Raw genomic sequence first — 16,853 nt, forward strand, 5'->3', positions numbered from 1 at the left:
AGGGCCGGGAGAGGGCGAGGGAAGCGCCGCCCTCAAGGGTTCTATTTGACGTGAGCGACCCCGAAGTTCGGGTGCTCGGGGTTGATCTTCATCGTCTGGCTGCGGGGATCGATGACGACGTCCATCGCCCTCCCGACTCCGCCTCAAATTCATTCGCCGCCGAACCAAAAAGATCCGGCACCGACTGCGCGCCTGTCGGTGCCGGATCTTTTTGGAGCGCTGCCGTATCCCCGCACATCGGCGCCGATTGCCCGGCAATCGCCGGGGGCTGGCTGCAATCGGCGCCGTATCCGCGGCAAGCCACGCCGACCGCCGGGCAGTCCTCGCCGAGCCCTTTCAGGCGCTTGCCGATTGCGCCGCCACGGCCGCGGCTCTCTGTGCGGCCGTCGGTGCACCCGGAAAGCGCTGCTGCAGATCCTCATAAATGCTCTGCGCACCGGCGCGCCCGCGCTTGGCGGCTTCGCGCACCGATTGGTAGTAAGCCAGGTCCGCCATCCAGGCTTCGCTGGACACCACCTGCAGCGTGTCGTCCACCTTATCGGTGAGCGCGATCAGCGCGGCGTAGAAGCGCATCATCTGCAGCCGCAGCTCACGGTCCTTGTTCACCTCGGCAACATCGACGAAACCCGGAATGAACTCCGGGTGGCTGCCCATATATGCGCGGCACTTGTCGTCAAAACCGATCGACTTGTCGCCCATCTTGGGCAGCTCGCGCCGCTCCTGCGGCGACAGGTTGATCAGGAACGGCAGCTTGGCGCCGATGGCGGCGACGGAGCCGAGAATGTCGGTGACATCCTGGGCGGTGAGCACGGCGGAAACGCGATTGTCGTTTGACATGGCAGCATCCTCGTAGTGATTGGCAGGGAGCAGCGGCAATGCCGGTGCGTGATCATCCTTTGCCAAGAGATGAATAGCTGCGGAGAAATCCGTCACGAGATTGACGCCGAGTGTGAGCTGCGTACCGTTTGTGCTGTCTGTTGCCTTCTAATACCTCTGCTGCTGCGCCAATTCTCTGGTCTTGAGCACGATGAAATACTCGTAAATGGTCTGCAGGCAGGCGTAGGTAAGCCCGGCTCGCCCATCAAGAAATCCACGCTTGGCGAAATACAGAATGCAGAACTTGATCAGTGGTCGCAGAGGCGCACGGTAGAAAAGCTCTTTCTGGTGATAGCGTTTTTCGTGAAAGTCTTTCGCGAAGAAAGCTTTGCGAATGCTGAAGTCGCCGCCAGCGCGGCGGTTTTCCGCGATCTGCTGGGCTTCGAGCGTGCTGTACGAGTTATGCCTTGCCAGCCAGTGTTCGATACCCTTGCTGAAAGGGTAATGGTCCAAATAAGCGGTAGCTTGGCCGACCGGGCCTGACGCGATCGAAATCGGGTTGACCAGTCGCTCGTAGCGCAAGTGTTCCGGGCGAAACAAACGCATGTAGAACGGCGAGGTCTGCACGTGCTTCAGCCAGCGCCCCATAAAGAAATCACGCCGCTGCACGCGGAATGCAACGGGATTGCCGGGGGCTGCCGACAGAGCGCGTACCTCCGTGGCCAACTCCGGCGTCATGCGCTCGTCGGCGTCGATGTAAAAAACCCAGGGATGTTTGAACTTAATGTTCTGCAGTCCCCAGTTTTGGTGAGAGGCCCAGTTGTCGAACGGGCGCTGCGTAATCTTGGCGCCGTAAGTCTTGGCAATGTCGATCGTCGCATCATTGCTCATGGAGTCGTAAACGTGGATGTCGTCGCTCCATGCGACGCTCGCCAGGCAACCGGGTAAATCCTTCTGTTCGTTTTTTGTAAGCACCAGTATCGAAACTGACATCAAGCGGGCCTCACATTCCGGGGTTTCAATGGTCTGCAAGGGTTGCCGGCGCAGACAGTCCATTCCGGCATGTTCTTCATAGCGACTGAGCGAGCGCCGACCACTGCCCCCTCACCGATCTCTACGCCAGGGCCTACAAACGCCTCCGTACAAATCCAAGCTCGCGCGCCGATCTTTATGGGCAGTGCGAAGAGTTGAAAATTGGGGTCTTCGTAGTCGTGTGTCCCTGCACAAAGATGTGCCCCTTGCGAGATCACAGCCCGGGCTCCTATTGTTATCTTGGCCATTGAATAACAAATTACGTCGTCCGCTAAGCCAGCGTCGTCGTGCATTTCCAGATTCCAAGGAGCCCAAATCCGAGCTCGGGGATATATGTGACAGTTTCGCCCAAGCTTCGCACCGAATATCCGTAGGATGAATGCCCTTGTACGATGGAATGGTCGTGGGGTTAGCCTAAATAAAGAAACGTAAACAATATTCCACAATAGGCGTCTTAAGCGATTGCTCAAGCCAAAGCTAGCCTGCCGATAAGGATCGATACCTTGCCTAACCATAGGCGACTCCGTTCATAGATAAAAAGGGTCTCTATTCTGGTTTCTAAAGCTATTGATATTTATCGGCCGACCCGACTGCTACGGAATTTTGGCAATCTGCCCCTGAGCAATAAGACTTCATCATTGACTCTTCGCGCTAAGCTGGCCTAGCCCTCTCTAAATGTACCAGATAGAAATTGGCTCATTATATCGGTTGGTTGGCTAGCTTAAGTCAGCTCGAGCTCACACCTGGTATTATGATTTAGAAGCGAAAATATTTGATCGTTTCGAGAATGACTGCCTACCAGATAACTCGGTTCGTTCATTTATTGAAAGCTTACAAATGAAACTGAAAAATGCTGAGGTTACGTGACTGGCTCCAAAAAATCCTCTGAATATCGGCCTCAATTAGATGGATTGCGGTTGCTTTGCGTATTTATAACCATATTCAACCATGTACCTGGCGGAGGCGCGGGCTTCGTATGGATAAACGGCACCGTAGGGGTTGACATATTTTTTGCGCTAAGTGGATTTCTCATAACCACACTATTGATTAATGAAGCCACTAACAAGCCGCAGATATCCATTAGATCATTTTATATTCGCAGGCTTTTTCGGATCGCGCCACTTTACTTTATAGCCTTTGCCCTTTCCTGTATCGCCGCTATTGTTCTATCGCAAATCGGCCAACCAGAGAAACTGGAGCAGATGCATGTGAGCTGGCTGTGGATTACAACGTTCAACAGAGAGCTCTGCCCAAAGGAGTGCTCTTCATTCTTCGGTCATTCTTGGAGCATCGGTATCGAAGAAAAATTTTATATTCTCTGGCCTTTGTTATTTGCAATGACTTACAGAAGATATATTGCGGTTCTTTTGACGGCGACGATAACGGCGGCGATCGGTGCTGTAATTTTCCTCGAGCCGTTTCAGGCGCGAGGATACTGTGGAATTCTATTTGGGTGCGTCGTGGCGTATTTGAATTTTTCGTTTCATTCAATTATTGGGGCGCCTGCGCTGTGGCTGATTGCTATGACGGCAGTATATGCGTCTCTTTTTTTTGTGGAATCTCCATATGAGAATTTATTAATTTCGTTGACTGGCGCTCTATTTGTGGCAGCTCTTTATAAGAATTCAGATAGCCGGACCGCGAAAGTCTTTGGTGCACGAATACCAGCATCCTTAGGCAAGCTCACATATGGAGTGTATCTATTCCACGTCCTCGCTATAAATGCGGTAGAAATCGTTTTAGCTCGGCTTCATCTGGTCTTTGTGTCCAATAGATTAGTCGTTGGTTTATTAGCATATGTACTGGCTACTTTCATAGCTTATGTCCTTTATCGTCTAGTCGAGCGGCCGATGATCGACGTTGGACGAATGTTGTCGACACGCCTTGCTGTTACTAAAGATGCGCATGCCCTGGCAGCGCGGCCCGATAAAACAAGACGCTAAGCCAAAGTGACTTCACCGCTCATGCGAGCCGACCGCGATCGCGTTTTTATAACTTTCAATATATCGCTTAATAGCTTTTTTTTCAGAAAAACGCCCGGCGTTGACAACACTACGGGACCGCAGTTCTTCACGTTTCTCCCAAGCTTGCGCAATGGACTGAGCTGCTTCCTCGGGGCGGTCAGGAGATATTAGAATCGCTCCATCGCCAGCGATTTGATCCATTGGAGGGCGATTTGACGTTATTACAAGTGCACCGCAAGCTTGAGCCTCAATAATTGGCCATCCAAAGCCCTCGGCAAGCGACGGGAATAGAAATCCTTCAGTGACGGAATACAAAGCCTGCAAAAGATCGTTGGGCGGCTTTTCTAGAGAAACTATATGGCCTTCATTTTCGGCATTTAATGCCTGCTCTATGAGCGAATCGAACGGCTTGCCAGCCATAATCAATTGATAATCTTCGAATTCTGGGCTTAGTCTGCGCAATGAATCAAAGATTCGTATTACTCCAATCCGGTTTTTGTACCATTGGTTTCCGCCGACATGGAGGAAAAACTTTGTGCTCAATCCCGGTACATCACGCCTAATGCGGGCCCACGCTAATGCGGGACTCATTGGAATGTAGGGCCAATTTAGGGGGTTCTCTATTATTTCAGGTGTAGAGCGTAAGCGAGGGCTCACCGAACGCAAGTCGCTTAAGGTGGCCTGGGAAACGCAAATAACGTGAGCAGCGTGCACAAGCCCTTGACGTATAAGAAACTGGAATAGACGGCCAGTCTTTCCAACTTTGAGGCCATCTATCATGCCCAATGCACCTCTGACAGCCAGTAAGTCATGACAAGTGACAATATTGGGTGTGCGCGCGAGATAGAAAACATACATAGAATTACCGTGGTCGAGAATATGCACCACGTCCGCCCATTGCGCGCGCCTTATGAGTTTCCAAGGAAAAAGCACAAATTTATCAATGTAGGCCAGCCATTTTCCCAAAGGCCATGCGCGAAATTTATTATGGCCAAAACATGGTGCGGGTTTTAAAATTTTAACGTCTACGCCAGCCGCAATCAGCGCTGAAGACAGCCAACTCGCATAGCGAGACATGCTCTCCTGATCGTCCGGCGGATAGTTGCCAACGAGTAATACTTTCAAGTTGGCCTACTTAAGAAATTAATCGGTCGATAACACTGCGACATATATCTTCATTGCCAAGTTGATTTGAGACCAGCCGACGGGCCCCTTGGATGCGGATACCTTCTCTTCTCGGCTCGTCCTGAAGCAACTCTTTGCAGATCTCAGTGCACTCCTTAGCGTCCCTCCAGAAAACGGCTTCCGTTCCATCACAATAGAGTTGGCAATGTTCCGCTGTGTGCTCAGCGCAAAGAAGCCCGCCCGCGTAAGGAATCTCAACTGATCGCGTGGTGTGGAGATCTCGGTTCCCCTTTGATAGCAGTCCAAGGTTTAACTTCGCCCCCTGGATAGCCGCTACGTAGTCGCGCCCAGTTAGCGCGTGTCCTCGCCAATAAGGTTTCAATCGCTTCCAACTCGGAGCTTTCTGCCAACGATCTCCCCAGATTGCGATGTTGAGCCCGCGCTGTATGAGAGACATAAGAAAGTGATCTCTTTCCTCTCCGCGAATCCACGTGCCGACAAATGCGATATCTGATCTAAACCGGCTAGGAATTTTGTAAGCGTTCTCGAAGGGGCGATGCTGTACTTCATCGTAGCTCATCCATACCTTATGTACAGCACGGGCGCCCATTGCTTGAAACTCTCGAACGTTTGGCTCACGAACAACCACACAAAGGTCATAAGCTGGCAATGCCGCGAGCATGGAGTCAAAACGATGGCCGTCGCGACCGCCAGTGGGATCGTCGTTGTTATAGATGACGATCGGGACGCCAAACTGCTTAAGCTTTTTTGCCGCCCTAGCGCCGATAAGTTCCCCGCCGTTAACCCAGACGACCTCCGGCCAGGACGCATACTGAAGTAGAAGTTCGTCGATCCATGCACATACGGCGGTCTGCAACAGGCGATAGCCGGTGCGGTAATGCATCGCGCCGCGAATACGGCCCTGTAAATGCGTGTAGAGGGCAGCGTACGGATCAGCCAAAATCACATCATGGCCGAGCCGCGTCAGGGCGCCGGCGCGGTGGCGACTGGTGGACTCTGGAGAAGTGTGGCCGATATAGAAGACGCGCACGGCTTATGTAAGTGCTGTAAATCGCTGGCTTGGAAATCTAAAAACCTTGGCCAGAACAATTAGAAAGGGAATGGCGAGCACAGTATTCCTCAGCATTGTGAACCAGCCTGTCATGGCCATTTCGCCCAAAGAGAGTGTGAATAGCGGAATCCAAGAGCACGCCACAACGATGATGCCTAAAGAAGAAATGAACGGAAGATTAGTTAACAGCAGTGCCATGATCCAGAAACCAGCAAGGAGCACCGGGTAAAATAGGACACCCGCATACGCAAAATCGACGTAGGCATACAAATAGGGAGAATCCGCCGTGTCTCCCGTACCTATCGGAAAGTGCGCATATAGAAGATCTTCTTGGACGGGGTAGCTCGCCTTGTCGGAGATGAGGGCGCTCGGTATAGCCCAGATCGCGCTGTTGATTAAGTTCTCCCCCAGCAGAAAACTCTTCTGCTCCATAGGTAGGGCCAGACTTTTCGCCAGCGGATTCGCAACCAGGGGTCTGCTGGCAAGGTTAGTCGCAGACCTGAGCTTTTCAAGCTGCTGTAGTGACTGGTCCGATTGCCAAGTTTCTAAGGCTTGTCCAAGGAATCTGACGAATCCAACCGTTTTGAGATCTAGGCCACCAGCGTTCCCGCTGCGCATGAAGTTGTTTAGCAGAGTACCGGTGTACAGCAGCGGTAGTACAAGGGCCCCCGCCACAATAAGCTTACGAAATTTCGGTGCGCGGCCAAAAAAGAGAACGTACCAATAGAGGTGTAGCACCGCACAGAATACAAATCCGGACCTTCCCTGCGTGAAATTGATAAATAGTATGAGAAAAACAGATGCTACTACCACAAAGATGGGCGCGGCGGCGCGACGTCTGGCCTTGGCAAGCTGGCTGAGCGCGAGCGCGTTGAGCCCAACTTGCGCCGCAAACATAACTTCGAGCATCGGTAGAAACCAGGGAATGTGACCTTCATCAAACCCAGCGATGGCGAAGGTACGGTAACTGATCACTCCTTTCAGAAGTAGCCAAGATTCCGTAGTGCAGATTAGGGCTATCAATATAAGCAACTTGCGAGGAGGCGTGTCTCGAGCAGACAGCAGCCGCGCAAGCGCGGTTGCTTCCAACTTGCGGATGAGCGCTAGATCCCCCAGCTTCCCTAGCACGGCCGCAAAAACGAGTGTATAGGCTACCGCGCAGGCATAAGCAGAGAGGGTGGTGCCAATGTCTCCCGCCAAAGCATCGGACACGCTTTTCCCTAACGCAGTAACATTAAAAAAAAGCGCCACAAGCCAACTCAGGCTCATTATGGCCAACAAGCTGACAGCCCCTATCTTCAGAAACCCAAGCATGAGGTTGGGTCGGCCGAAAAGCATATGCACCCATTGAGTCGCTAGTAGCAGCCCTAAAACGGCCGCGACACCTGCTAGAACTTCACTGCCCAGAACTGCGGCCAGTAGCCAAATCGGTACGGGTGCCAGGCAAATGAGTGGGGCTGACCGAGAATTGTGTACCTTAAGATGCGGCGAATGGTGAACCGTCCTGCGGCGAAACGGCACTGGGTCGATATATAAAGCCATCGGATTGAACTGATATTCCTAAGTATGTATGTGCCGAACGCTTGAATTAGTTAAATGCATATCCATCTGCGCGAGCCGACGCAACCACCGCTCCCCGTACGAATCCCACCCGCCGATCTCAGCCACTCGTCGCAGTGCTGCTTCCGACATTCGCTGGCGCAAGGGCTCGTTCTGGCTTAACTCTTCTAGTCGTTGAACAAGTTCATCGGTGGCGCGTGGGGAAACGATGAAACCCTCAATGCTATCGGTAAAGAAATTTCGCCCGCCGGTGTTTTCGGAAGCGACTACCGGGCAACCACAGGCAAGCGCCTCGCCGATCACCATCGCCAGACCCTCCTCTATACTCGGCAGAACCATGACATGAGCGGCACTGTAGTGATAAAGCAGTTGCTCGTTTGGTACCACCCCCATGAATTCCACCTGACTTAGGTTGTGGGCGGCAAGCAATGGCCGAACTTCTGGTGCTATAGAGCCGATAACCTTTAGCTTTTTGCGCGGATGGTTGAGTTGTGAGAAGGCGCGCAGCAAGTAAAGAAAGCCCTTACGCAAGCTGACTTGGCCAACAAAAAGTACTGTGAAGGTCCCCTTCTCCGCCTCCGCCACGCGGCGGAAACGCCCCAGCCTAGCTCCGTAGGGGTTCATAAAGATTTTCTCCCTCGCGTAGCCCATCTTAACGAACGAATCAGCTACGAATTTCGAGGGGACGGAGACGCAGTCGGCCATCTCATATTCGGCCTCTTCCCGCGCGAGAATACGTGGATCGATGCCAGAGAACGGAATTTTCCAACGACTATATTCTTCACGAAGGATCTGATCTTGGAAGCGGATGTGAGTTGAGCCCCGATCGCAGAAATAGCTTCCTCCCGTCTGCTTTATCCGTGTTCCGGAGCGCAAGCCGTTGCCTGATAGAGCGATTAGCGTGCCGCCAGGCATTAGTCGCCGACTGACATGTAAGTCCAACGTGGTACGCGCAAGCCACTCCCATTGGCGTTCCACGAGGGTGGGCATATGGAAACCTAGGCGTCCTCGGGCCATGTACGGTGCCTGCAGCCACGGGAAGCTGCGAATCTTTTTCGTTGGGATGCCCTCTTCTGACTTCAGCTTAAAGAGTGGATAGCCCGTCCATACATCTTTCAATAAGCCGTGCTTTTCTAACTGCCGCGCGAGATGAAAGTGGTGGAAGCGGCCAATGCTAATTAAAGTGATATTGAACGGCATAGGAACTAGTGCCTGGCTAGTGCTGACGAGGCCGTGTTCGCTGCTTTTGTTAAATCAGCCATTGACATCCAATTTTTTCTGCGCGTCCGCTCCCCTGGAACGAAAATACAGCTTTTGTAGCAAGCTTCTGACAGCTTTGTATTGAGTTACGCGATAAATCCCTTGGATGAGAATGCGCTCTTCCCAGAATGGTGAAATAGGGGCCAAAATATATTTGAGTTGGGTAGAATACTGATCTCTAAAGACGCCGATTTTTATCGCGAAAGCTGCTCGTTCCAGAGTCCAATTTTTGCGCCCCGGCCGCAAAACGCTTCTAGCCCTACGAAGTCCGATGGCTTCGACCACCAGTTTTTCGATTTCAGGGAACTCGCACACCCTGGCGATTGCGGTTCTGGAAAAGTAATATTCCCGGCTTCCGCGGTCGGTGCCGTACACATAGCAGCGTTTGGTATAGGTAGTTTGGCCGTGGCACGCAGACTCTAACAACACCCGAACGTGGGTATAGAGATCCGTCTCCCTTAGAACACTGTCAAATATATCTTGCTTCCAGGAGCTTTGGCGGACTACTAGCCTGCTCAACCACGCCAGTCCATGCACGCCGTGCTCCGCTATCTCTACGCCGTTTTGATAGACCGTGACTGAGTCTCTATCTGCGCCTCGTATTGCGCGGTGTGTCCTGTAAGGAGGCTGCTTATCAGCGGTGAGCTTAATTTCATTCATGAGATGAAACACTGGCTCGTTGCATCGTGATTCTACTTCCGTGATCTCCTTAAGAAGATCCTGGATTCCCCATGGCATCGGAATATCGTCGTCACCGAGCAGCCATATCCATTCAGCGTCCGGGTCTGTTATTGCTTTCGCAATATTTCGAACTCCGCCAATATTCGCGTCGTTCCTGATGTAATGGAGCCCCTTCCATCGACCCATGTGTGCACGGACGATATCGCCAGTCTCATCTGGGGAGGCATTGTCTATGATGTAGCAAGCGCATTCTGGGAAGCTTCGCTCAATCTGCGGCCCGATATTCCACAGCAGATCATCTAGTAGCTGTGCCCGGTTGTAGGTTGGAATCGAAACTACGAGCCGATACTTTTTTGTTAGTGCCATCACGCCTCCCATTCTGAGACAGCGGGACTACCATTAATCTCATTAATGCGCTTCATCAGGCGCTCCACGGTCGCCGTAGCTGCTGAGCTGCGGAATTTCCACAAAGGATAGGCCGTCAAACAAGCAGACGCAGAGATACCGAGCGGTAAATTTCGCCACATCGAGGAAGCTATTTGGAAATTTCCTCGAACAGCTTCACGCACAAATGCCGAGGTGCGCGGTGAAAGAAAATGAATGATCCAGTGCCTCTTAAGTAGAGAAATATCAGTTGGGTCGACTAGTGCTGCCATGAGTTCTACGGTCCTGTTGATCTGCACAAAACTTTCATAGTTTGTGTTGAGGAGATTTCTGTTCTGCAACGGATGAATGCGCTCGAATACGAGCTCTTCATTGTGCAGTTCCAGACCGAAGCGATTAATTACACGCAACCACCCTTCGCGGTCACCGGCATAAGAGAATTCAGAATTGAAACCTCCGACCTCAATGACTTTCTCTGGTCTGCAGACAGCCTGCGAAAGATTACCGACAGGGTTGCCGAACGTTGCGTAAGCCAGAACTGCCGCAGCACAGTTGAGCGATAGCGGCAGCGATCCTTGGATGTATCCGGGGCCACTAGGTCCAAAGAAAGCTAAATCTCCCACCGTCCAACAGCGGCTCAATGCGCAAGTGGGTCTTTCCTCCATGAATTGCGCGATTCGCGCTAGCGCGCCGTCTAGTAATTTGTCGTCTGCACACAAGATTTGTGCTATTGGTGCTCGCGCCTCGGCGATAAGAAAATTTAGATTTCCGTACACTCCGAGGTTACTGATCTGCTGAAAAAAACGGATCCTTGGATCATTCAAGCTGCGAACATAGTCAGCTGTTTTATCAGTGGAACCGTTATCGCTAACTACGAGTTCTAAGTCCCTATATTCTTGGGTGAGTACCGAATCAATTGCTTCTTGAATGTAGGGAATTCCGTTATATACAGGCATCAGCACAGAAATTTTTGGCATACTCGCATTGCCTAAAAAAGATAGATGTAGGGTCAGGTGTTGTCATGCTTCGTGGAAATTTCTCTGGGACGCCACCCTTTAGGCACAAAGCGACCTAGCAAATCAAGTGCGCGGGCTCGTCCAACAAGTGGGAGTTGGTGCCAGTAGAAAAATGTCACAGCCATCTCCAATAACAGCGTCAGTATTAAAGACTCGATTCGAAAATCGGGGAACGAGGTCATAGCAAATAGGCCTATTGCAACTGCTACAACGGAGATAAATGCGGCGCTGAAGGCGTGTAACGGCCAGCGCATTCGATTGGCGGTCATCCAGGTTGCCGCTCTGACGACATAACAAGACAAGTTGAAAATCTCTGCAACAAGCAAAGCTATAGCAGCGCCACGTATACCATACAGGGGCACTAGAAAAAGCATCCCCGCTACCGTGATAAGAGCGGCCAGCGTTGAGACCACGAGCTGCGACCTAAGTAGGTTGTTCCCAGCGACAACCGCCGCAGCTGGTTGTGCAAGGGCAAATATCAGCACCCCCGTCGACAGCATCGAAAATAGAGCGGGGTCGAAAGGAATTTTCCCGCGTGTCCATATTGGAAAAAGTGACGGAGCGAACGCTTGGATTATGAGCACTCCCGGCGAAAGTACCGCGCAAAGGATGAGCCAGACCACGGCAAAAGTGCTTTCAGTTCTTTGCTGATCGCGCGTAGCCAAATAGCGCATCAACTCGGGCATTACGGGAACCGTAATTGTGCTAAGCCCTTGCAGAGCAAAGTTTGCTCCTGTGCGCATAGTCGAGAAGGCGGCCATTTCCGAAACGCCAGCCATCGGCACCAGGGCTAACCGAACACCCTGTTGCCTCACCATTCCGACTAGCCCGTTAGCTGTTAGCCATAACGATTTAAGCCAATTACGGATGCTTATGTATGCCGAGGGCTTGGGGAGCGAACGCAACACAGCGGGCGCGATACGATAGAGATCTGCAGCGCACGCTAGATTGCAGGCGACGCTGGCGGTAACGAGTGCGATCGATGCGCCCCAAAGGCCCGCGCCGAAAGTCACGGCTAAGCCTGGTGCAATCGCTGTTACAAGGGCATGTGCCGTTGTCCACCATGCAATACGAGGATAGTGGCCAAACGGGGCGAAGCCCTTGACCATCAGCGCAACGTTGCTGCCGACCAGAATCCACGCGCCGGCCTGAAACAGTAGCGCACCTCGCCACTCATGAAGAAGCAACGAGTGAATTCCGATCCAGTCGGTGACCGGGGCGATGTCCGTTAAAATCCAGAGCAGAAGAAAGTCAACCAAGGCTATAGTGAATGAGGCTGGAAGCGCAGAGGAAATTAGGCCGGCTATTGCCGATTCATTTTTTAAACCAATGCGCAAGCACTCATATCCAACGTAGTCTTGGTGTCCAATGTCAATAATCGTGACGACGCCCCAGACCGCCTGAAGTAATAACCAAGCACCGAAAGTTTCGGCATCCCAGGATGAAAGGTAAAGTGGGATAAGTGCGACTTGCGACGTAATAGTTACAGCAATGCGGACCCATGCAGCTGCGCTCCCCGATAAGATGCGCCCAACGCTCGATCCACCGCTTATCATCTACGCATTCCTATTGGGGCGCGATTCTTAGACATCTCAATTGCCCGGCTGGTGGAGACTTTTCTGCCTACCAGTCAGATTTGAAAGAATTGACGAAATGGCGACTTCTAGAGAATGCTCTTCTGTTACTCCTAAGGCAGCTACAATTAATTGGCAGTCTGGAAAGTAGCGGGTGCGCCCCCCGTAGTTAGGCGTCTTGCCTTCGACGATCACAGCTTTTCTTGGTGAGCTGAGGCCGGCAACAATTTCTGCGAGCTGCCGTATTGTAACTTCGCGTTTTGCTCCAACGTTAAAAGTACTGATCCGCGGACCGCGTTCGTGTAGGTTGAGGAGCCACTTTGCCACGTCAGATACGTGCAAGTATGACCGCGATGCGGTGCCGTCACCCTTGATTCGGATGCAAGCGGCACTAGGTGAAATCGCTTCTTGAACGAAGTTGCCGAGCGCATACTGGCCGTCAAGCGGGCTTTCGTCGCCAATGACCGAGAAAATGCGGGCGATCCTGACCGCGATAGGATTTTGCTCGGCGTGCAAGGCGCACAGATGTTCGGAGAAGCGCTTGGCTTGACCGTAAGCGGTAGACGGCGAGGCCAGGTCCGGGGCGGTGCTCCAGTTCTCCGGAATACCCGCTTCGGGATAAGGCCCAGGGCCGTAAACCGCGCCGGAACTCAAATACAAATAGCGTTCGCAACCGGATTGCTTGGCGTATTCAAGCGTGCGTCGCGTCCCCTCCGCGATGCTCCACGCGTATGCCAGCCGATCGCTCACCTGCATATCGTTGACGTCGGTTGCGCCGTGGACGAGGTCGGTGAAGGTTTCCTTCGGCCAGGCAACGCTGCTCATGTCGCCCTGTAGCAGTCGTATTCCCTCAGCATCCGCAATGTCCGGCGCCACGGCTCTGAATCGTTCCGGATGACGCGTCAACAAAGTCAGCTGATCGATGTTGAGCGCAGAGCGCTGTGCCAGCAGCGCTCTGACTAGGGCACGGCCGATAAGCCCGGTTCCACCTGTGATGAAAAACTTTCTGGCCATTGGGTTCCGCTTTGCATGCCTGAGAAGTGGCGGTAAGCGTCAGGCCGACTGTTCGACGATGCGGCGCACGCGGCTGCGTAGCGCGTCGTCCGACAGCGCGTGCTCCGACAACGCGTACTGGTACGACCCGCTGCGCTCGGCAAAGTGCTCCTGCAGCGACAGCACCTTGATCCGCGGCAAGGCGACGTCGGCGTCGACGAAGGCGTCGCTCAGTGCCGAGGTCAGCCCGCCGTAGCGGCTGTGCTCTTCGATCACGATCAGGCGCTTGAATCCAGCAAGCAGCTCGACGGTGTTCTCGGCCAGCGGTTTGATGCGGAATACGCTGGCATGCTGCAGCCCGTGCTCGGCGGCGATGGCCTGGCCGATGGCGCTCATCGATCCCATGGTCACGATGCAGGTATCGGTCTTGCCGTCGGCGCGACGCGAGAAGTAGGAGTCGGTGCTGCTCAGCGCGGCCGCGTTGACCGCCGGCCTGTCGCTCTTGCCCACGCGAATGTAAGCCGGCCCGGCGTACGCCATCGCGTCTTCGAAGCTGGCCTGCAACTCGAAGTCGTCGCAGGGCGCGTAGATGCGCATGTAGGGCAGGGGCCGTAGCGCGGCCACGTCTTCCGCGCACTGGTGCGACGAGCCCAGCGTGGAGTAGACCAGACCGGCGCCGTCGCCGATAAAGAGCACCGGCAGCTGCGAGTAGCAGACATCCATCTTGATCTGCTCCAGCACGCGGATCGGTACGAACGCGGCCAGGCCGTAGACCAGCGGGCGATGCCCGGTCTTGGCCAGGCCGGCGGCGATGCCGACGACGGACTGCTCCATGATGCCGACATTGACGAACTGCCCTGGCCGGCGCGAGCGGATCGCGTCGAATAGTGCGTAGCCGTGGTCGCCCGTCAGCGCCACGAACTTGGGGTCGCGCTCGGCGCTGCTGGCGATCAGTTCCGACAGCACGCCTCTCATGACAGCAGCTCCGGCGCTTCCAGCTCCGAGAGCGCGTCTTTCAGCAGCTCCGGGTTGAGCCGCAGGTAGTGCCATTCCAGCTTGTCTTCCATGAACGAGACGCCGTAGCCCTTGGTGGTGCGCGCGACCACGGCGTGCGGCTTGCCGGGCGTTGGGCGCAGCGCGGTTTTCAGCAGCGCCATGTCATGGCCGTTGCAGTCGATAGTGTCGAAGCCAAAGGCCTCGAACTTGGCGGCGAACGGCTCCATGTCGATCACCGCCGTCGTGCGGCCCATTGCCTGCAGGCCGTTGGCGTCGACGATCACCACGAGGTTGTCGAGCTTGTGCTGGTTGGCAAACAACAGCGCCTCCCACATCGGCCCTTCGTTCATTTCGCCATCGCCGACGATGCAGTACACGGTGCGGTCGCTGCCGTTGCGCTTCAGGCCGTACGCCATGCCGACCGCGATCGGCAGGCCGTGGCCGAGCGTTCCCGAGCAGACTTCCATGCCCGGAATCTTGGCTTCGCACAGGCCGTGCAGCAGCGAGCCGTCGGCGAAATAGTTGTCCAGATCGGATTGCTGCAGCCAGCCGAGCTCGCGGTAGGCGGCGTAGATCGCCATCGCGCCGTGGCCCTTGGACAGCACCAGATGATCGCGCTCGTCCGCGTCGGCCTTGGTTGCGTCGTAGCGCATCACGTCGCCGTACAGCACCGAGATGATCTCGATCAGCGAGAACGCGCAGCCCACGTGCACGGAGTTGCCGCTGTGTGCCATGTGCAGGACGTGGCGCCGCAATGTGCTCGGGCGGAAGTCGGGTTTGGTGGTGCTCATATTTTGTTGTCCATGGTTCTGAACGTTCGCCCTCTCCCGGCGCTGCGCGCCACCCTCTCCCGCACGCGGGAGAGGGGCAACAGCTGGAGCCAATCTCGGGCTTGCATGCGGGTGATCAGAAGCCGATGCCGAGAAACTCTTCGATCTTCTGCGCGATGTAATCCAGCCGCTCGTTGTCCAGCGCCGGGAACACGCCGACCCAGAAGGTGTGGTTCATCGTCACGTCGGTATGCGTCAGATCGCCGACCACGCGGTATTCGCGGCCGATCATGTACGGCTGGCGGATCAGGTTGCCGGCAAACAGCAGGCGCGTGCCGACCTTGTTCTGGTCCAGGTACTGCGTCAGTTCCAGGCGGCTGATGCCGGATTCCGGGCGCACCGTGATCGGGAAGCCGAACCAGCTCGGCTCGGAGTTCGGCGTGGCCTCGGGCAGCATCAGGAATTCTTCGCAGCTCTTCAGCCGGTTCTTCAGGTACTCGTAGTTTTCCCGACGGATGCGGATGAAGTCTTCGAGTCTGTCCATCTGCGCCAGCGCGCAGGCGGCCTGCATGTCGGTGATCTTGAGGTTGTAGCCGAGGTGGCTGTACGTGTACTTGTGGTCGTAGCCTTCCGGCAGGTTGCCCAGCTTCCAGCAGAAACGCTTGTTGCAGGTGTTGTCCTTGCCGGGCGGGCAGTAGCAGTCGCGGCCCCAGTCGCGGAAGGATTCGGCGATCAGTTTCAGCTCGGGGTTGTTGGTGAACACCGCGCCGCCTTCGCCCATGGTGATGTGGTGCGCCGGGTAAAAGCTGACGGTGCCGATGTCGCCGAAGGTGCCGACGTTCTGGCCGTTGTAGGTCGCGCCGAGCGCGTCGCAGCAGTCTTCCACCAGCCACAGATTGTGCTTTTTGCAGATCGCGGTGACGACGTCGAGGTTGAACGGATTGCCCAGCGTATGCGCGAGCATGATCGCCTTGGTCTTGGGCGTGATTGCGGCCTCGATCAGGCTGGCGTCGATGTTGTGCGTGGCCAGATCCACGTCGACGAACACCGGCACCGCGCCGAACTGCAGGATCGGGTTCACCGTGGTCGGGAAGCCGGCGGCAACGCCGATCACCTCGTCGCCTTTCTGGATCGCGCGGTCGCCGAGCTTGGGCGAGGTCAGCGTGGAGAACGCGACCAGGTTGGCCGACGATCCGGAGTTGACGGTGATCAGGTACTTCACGCCGATGAACTTGGCCAGGCGCGCTTCAAACGCCTCGTTGAAGCGGCCGGTGGTCAGCCAGCCGTCGAGGCTGGCCTCGACCATGTTCTTAAGCTCCGGCGCGCCGAGCACCTTCCCGGACGGCGGTATCACCGTCGTGCCGGGCTCGAAGGGCTTGGGCGCGTAGGCCAGCTCTGCGTACTCTTCGACGAGCTTGGCGATCTGTGTGCGAATCTGGATTTGACGTTCCACTGTTTAACTCTCGTGCGTACTACACATTAAGAAAATCCCCTCTCCCTCCGGGAGAGGGGCAGGGGTGAGGGCCTTTCAGGTCCGATCAGACTTTAAGGCCCTCATCCGCCCCTTCGGGGCACCTTCTCCCGGGGGGAGAAGGGAATACTGGCTGTGT

General features: G+C 54.8%; 15 protein-coding genes. 1 reads left to right on the forward strand and 14 read right to left on the reverse strand.

The window, feature by feature from the left end; all coding sequences use genetic code 11:
- Positions 1–336 precede the first annotated feature (336 nt).
- From ACQZF9_RS01895 to ACQZF9_RS01905, 3 genes are read right to left on the reverse strand one after another with little or no spacing between them, the layout of a single operon-like run.
- The gene (locus tag ACQZF9_RS01895) at positions 337–933 is read right to left on the reverse strand and encodes a hypothetical protein (protein WP_428311588.1); all 597 of its coding nucleotides are present in this window, start codon (positions 931–933) and stop codon (positions 337–339) included.
- Positions 934–984: 51 nt separating this feature from the next.
- Positions 985–1,872 (reverse strand): glycosyltransferase family 2 protein, encoded by an 888-nt coding sequence (locus ACQZF9_RS01900; RefSeq protein ID WP_428311589.1) that lies wholly within the window; start codon positions 1,870–1,872, stop codon positions 985–987.
- A complete protein-coding gene (locus ACQZF9_RS01905; RefSeq protein WP_428311590.1) occupies positions 1,809–2,363 on the reverse strand; it encodes a WcaF family extracellular polysaccharide biosynthesis acetyltransferase in 555 nt (184 codons plus the stop codon). The genes ACQZF9_RS01900 and ACQZF9_RS01905 overlap by 64 nt, the downstream gene beginning before the upstream one ends.
- Positions 2,364–2,711: 348 nt before the next feature.
- On the opposite strand from ACQZF9_RS01905, the gene ACQZF9_RS01910 reads away from it, so the two are divergent.
- Positions 2,712–3,791, forward strand: coding sequence for an acyltransferase family protein (locus ACQZF9_RS01910; protein WP_428311591.1), 1,080 nt, complete (start codon positions 2,712–2,714; stop codon positions 3,789–3,791).
- A 12-nt stretch (positions 3,792–3,803) separates the two neighbouring features.
- On the opposite strand, the gene ACQZF9_RS01915 is transcribed toward ACQZF9_RS01910, so the two are convergent.
- The 11 genes from ACQZF9_RS01915 to rfbH form a co-directional block, all read right to left on the reverse strand.
- A complete protein-coding gene (locus tag ACQZF9_RS01915) occupies positions 3,804–4,937 on the reverse strand; it encodes a glycosyltransferase family 4 protein (RefSeq protein WP_428311592.1) in 1,134 nt (377 codons plus the stop codon).
- Between the two features lie 10 nt (positions 4,938–4,947).
- A complete protein-coding gene (locus tag ACQZF9_RS01920; protein WP_428311593.1) occupies positions 4,948–5,988 on the reverse strand; it encodes a CgeB family protein in 1,041 nt (346 codons plus the stop codon).
- A 3-nt stretch (positions 5,989–5,991) separates the two neighbouring features.
- Positions 5,992–7,323 (reverse strand): hypothetical protein, encoded by a 1,332-nt coding sequence (locus ACQZF9_RS01925; protein WP_428311594.1) that lies wholly within the window; start codon positions 7,321–7,323, stop codon positions 5,992–5,994.
- A gap of 246 nt (positions 7,324–7,569) precedes the next feature.
- Positions 7,570–8,769 (reverse strand): glycosyltransferase family 4 protein, encoded by a 1,200-nt coding sequence (locus tag ACQZF9_RS01930; RefSeq protein ID WP_428311595.1) that lies wholly within the window; start codon positions 8,767–8,769, stop codon positions 7,570–7,572.
- A 54-nt stretch (positions 8,770–8,823) separates the two neighbouring features.
- On the reverse strand, positions 8,824–9,876 hold the full coding sequence (locus ACQZF9_RS01935; protein ID WP_428311596.1) for a glycosyltransferase family 2 protein: 1,053 nt from the start codon (positions 9,874–9,876) through the stop codon (positions 8,824–8,826).
- Positions 9,876–10,871: a glycosyltransferase family 2 protein gene (locus tag ACQZF9_RS01940; RefSeq protein ID WP_428311597.1), complete on the reverse strand. Its 996-nt coding sequence runs from the start codon at positions 10,869–10,871 to the stop codon at positions 9,876–9,878. Before ACQZF9_RS01940 ends, ACQZF9_RS01935 begins: the two co-directional genes overlap by 1 nt.
- Positions 10,872–10,903: 32 nt before the next feature.
- On the reverse strand, positions 10,904–11,596 hold the full coding sequence (locus tag ACQZF9_RS01945; protein ID WP_428313498.1) for a lipopolysaccharide biosynthesis protein: 693 nt from the start codon (positions 11,594–11,596) through the stop codon (positions 10,904–10,906).
- 906 nt (positions 11,597–12,502) lie between these two features.
- A complete protein-coding gene (locus ACQZF9_RS01950; RefSeq protein ID WP_428311598.1) occupies positions 12,503–13,498 on the reverse strand; it encodes an NAD-dependent epimerase/dehydratase family protein in 996 nt (331 codons plus the stop codon).
- Between the two features lie 39 nt (positions 13,499–13,537).
- Complete coding sequence (locus ACQZF9_RS01955) at positions 13,538–14,452, reverse strand: transketolase family protein (protein ID WP_428311599.1); 915 nt, start codon at positions 14,450–14,452, stop codon at positions 13,538–13,540.
- Positions 14,449–15,264 carry a transketolase gene (locus ACQZF9_RS01960; RefSeq protein ID WP_428311600.1) on the reverse strand — a complete coding sequence of 272 codons (816 nt, stop codon included), beginning with the start codon at positions 15,262–15,264 and terminating at the stop codon, positions 14,449–14,451. The genes ACQZF9_RS01955 and ACQZF9_RS01960 overlap by 4 nt, the downstream gene beginning before the upstream one ends.
- 115 nt (positions 15,265–15,379) lie before the next feature.
- A complete protein-coding gene (rfbH, locus tag ACQZF9_RS01965; protein ID WP_428311601.1) occupies positions 15,380–16,696 on the reverse strand; it encodes a lipopolysaccharide biosynthesis protein RfbH in 1,317 nt (438 codons plus the stop codon).
- Positions 16,697–16,853: the final 157 nt, after the last annotated feature.

The sequence above is a fragment of the Hydrocarboniphaga sp. genome (genome assembly GCF_965279055.1).
Classification (GTDB): Bacteria; Pseudomonadota; Gammaproteobacteria; order Nevskiales; family Nevskiaceae; genus Hydrocarboniphaga.

Excerpts from the sequence above, each read along its gene's own strand:
- ACQZF9_RS01900 (WP_428311589.1), bottom strand. The coding sequence starts at position 1,872 with ATGGACTGTCTGCGCCGGCAACCCTTGCAGACCATTGAAACCCCGGAA.
- ACQZF9_RS01905 (WP_428311590.1), bottom strand. The coding sequence starts at position 2,363 with ATGGTTAGGCAAGGTATCGATCCTTATCGGCAGGCTAGCTTTGGCTTG.
- ACQZF9_RS01925 (WP_428311594.1), bottom strand. The coding sequence starts at position 7,323 with ATGCTTGGGTTTCTGAAGATAGGGGCTGTCAGCTTGTTGGCCATAATG.
- ACQZF9_RS01930 (WP_428311595.1), bottom strand. The coding sequence starts at position 8,769 with ATGCCGTTCAATATCACTTTAATTAGCATTGGCCGCTTCCACCACTTT.
- ACQZF9_RS01935 (WP_428311596.1), bottom strand. The coding sequence starts at position 9,876 with ATGGCACTAACAAAAAAGTATCGGCTCGTAGTTTCGATTCCAACCTAC.
- ACQZF9_RS01940 (WP_428311597.1), bottom strand. The coding sequence starts at position 10,871 with ATGCCAAAAATTTCTGTGCTGATGCCTGTATATAACGGAATTCCCTAC.
- ACQZF9_RS01945 (WP_428313498.1), bottom strand. The coding sequence starts at position 11,596 with ATGCCCGAGTTGATGCGCTATTTGGCTACGCGCGATCAGCAAAGAACT.
- ACQZF9_RS01950 (WP_428311598.1), bottom strand. The coding sequence starts at position 13,498 with ATGGCCAGAAAGTTTTTCATCACAGGTGGAACCGGGCTTATCGGCCGT.
- ACQZF9_RS01955 (WP_428311599.1), bottom strand. The coding sequence starts at position 14,452 with ATGAGAGGCGTGCTGTCGGAACTGATCGCCAGCAGCGCCGAGCGCGAC.
- ACQZF9_RS01960 (WP_428311600.1), bottom strand. The coding sequence starts at position 15,264 with ATGAGCACCACCAAACCCGACTTCCGCCCGAGCACATTGCGGCGCCAC.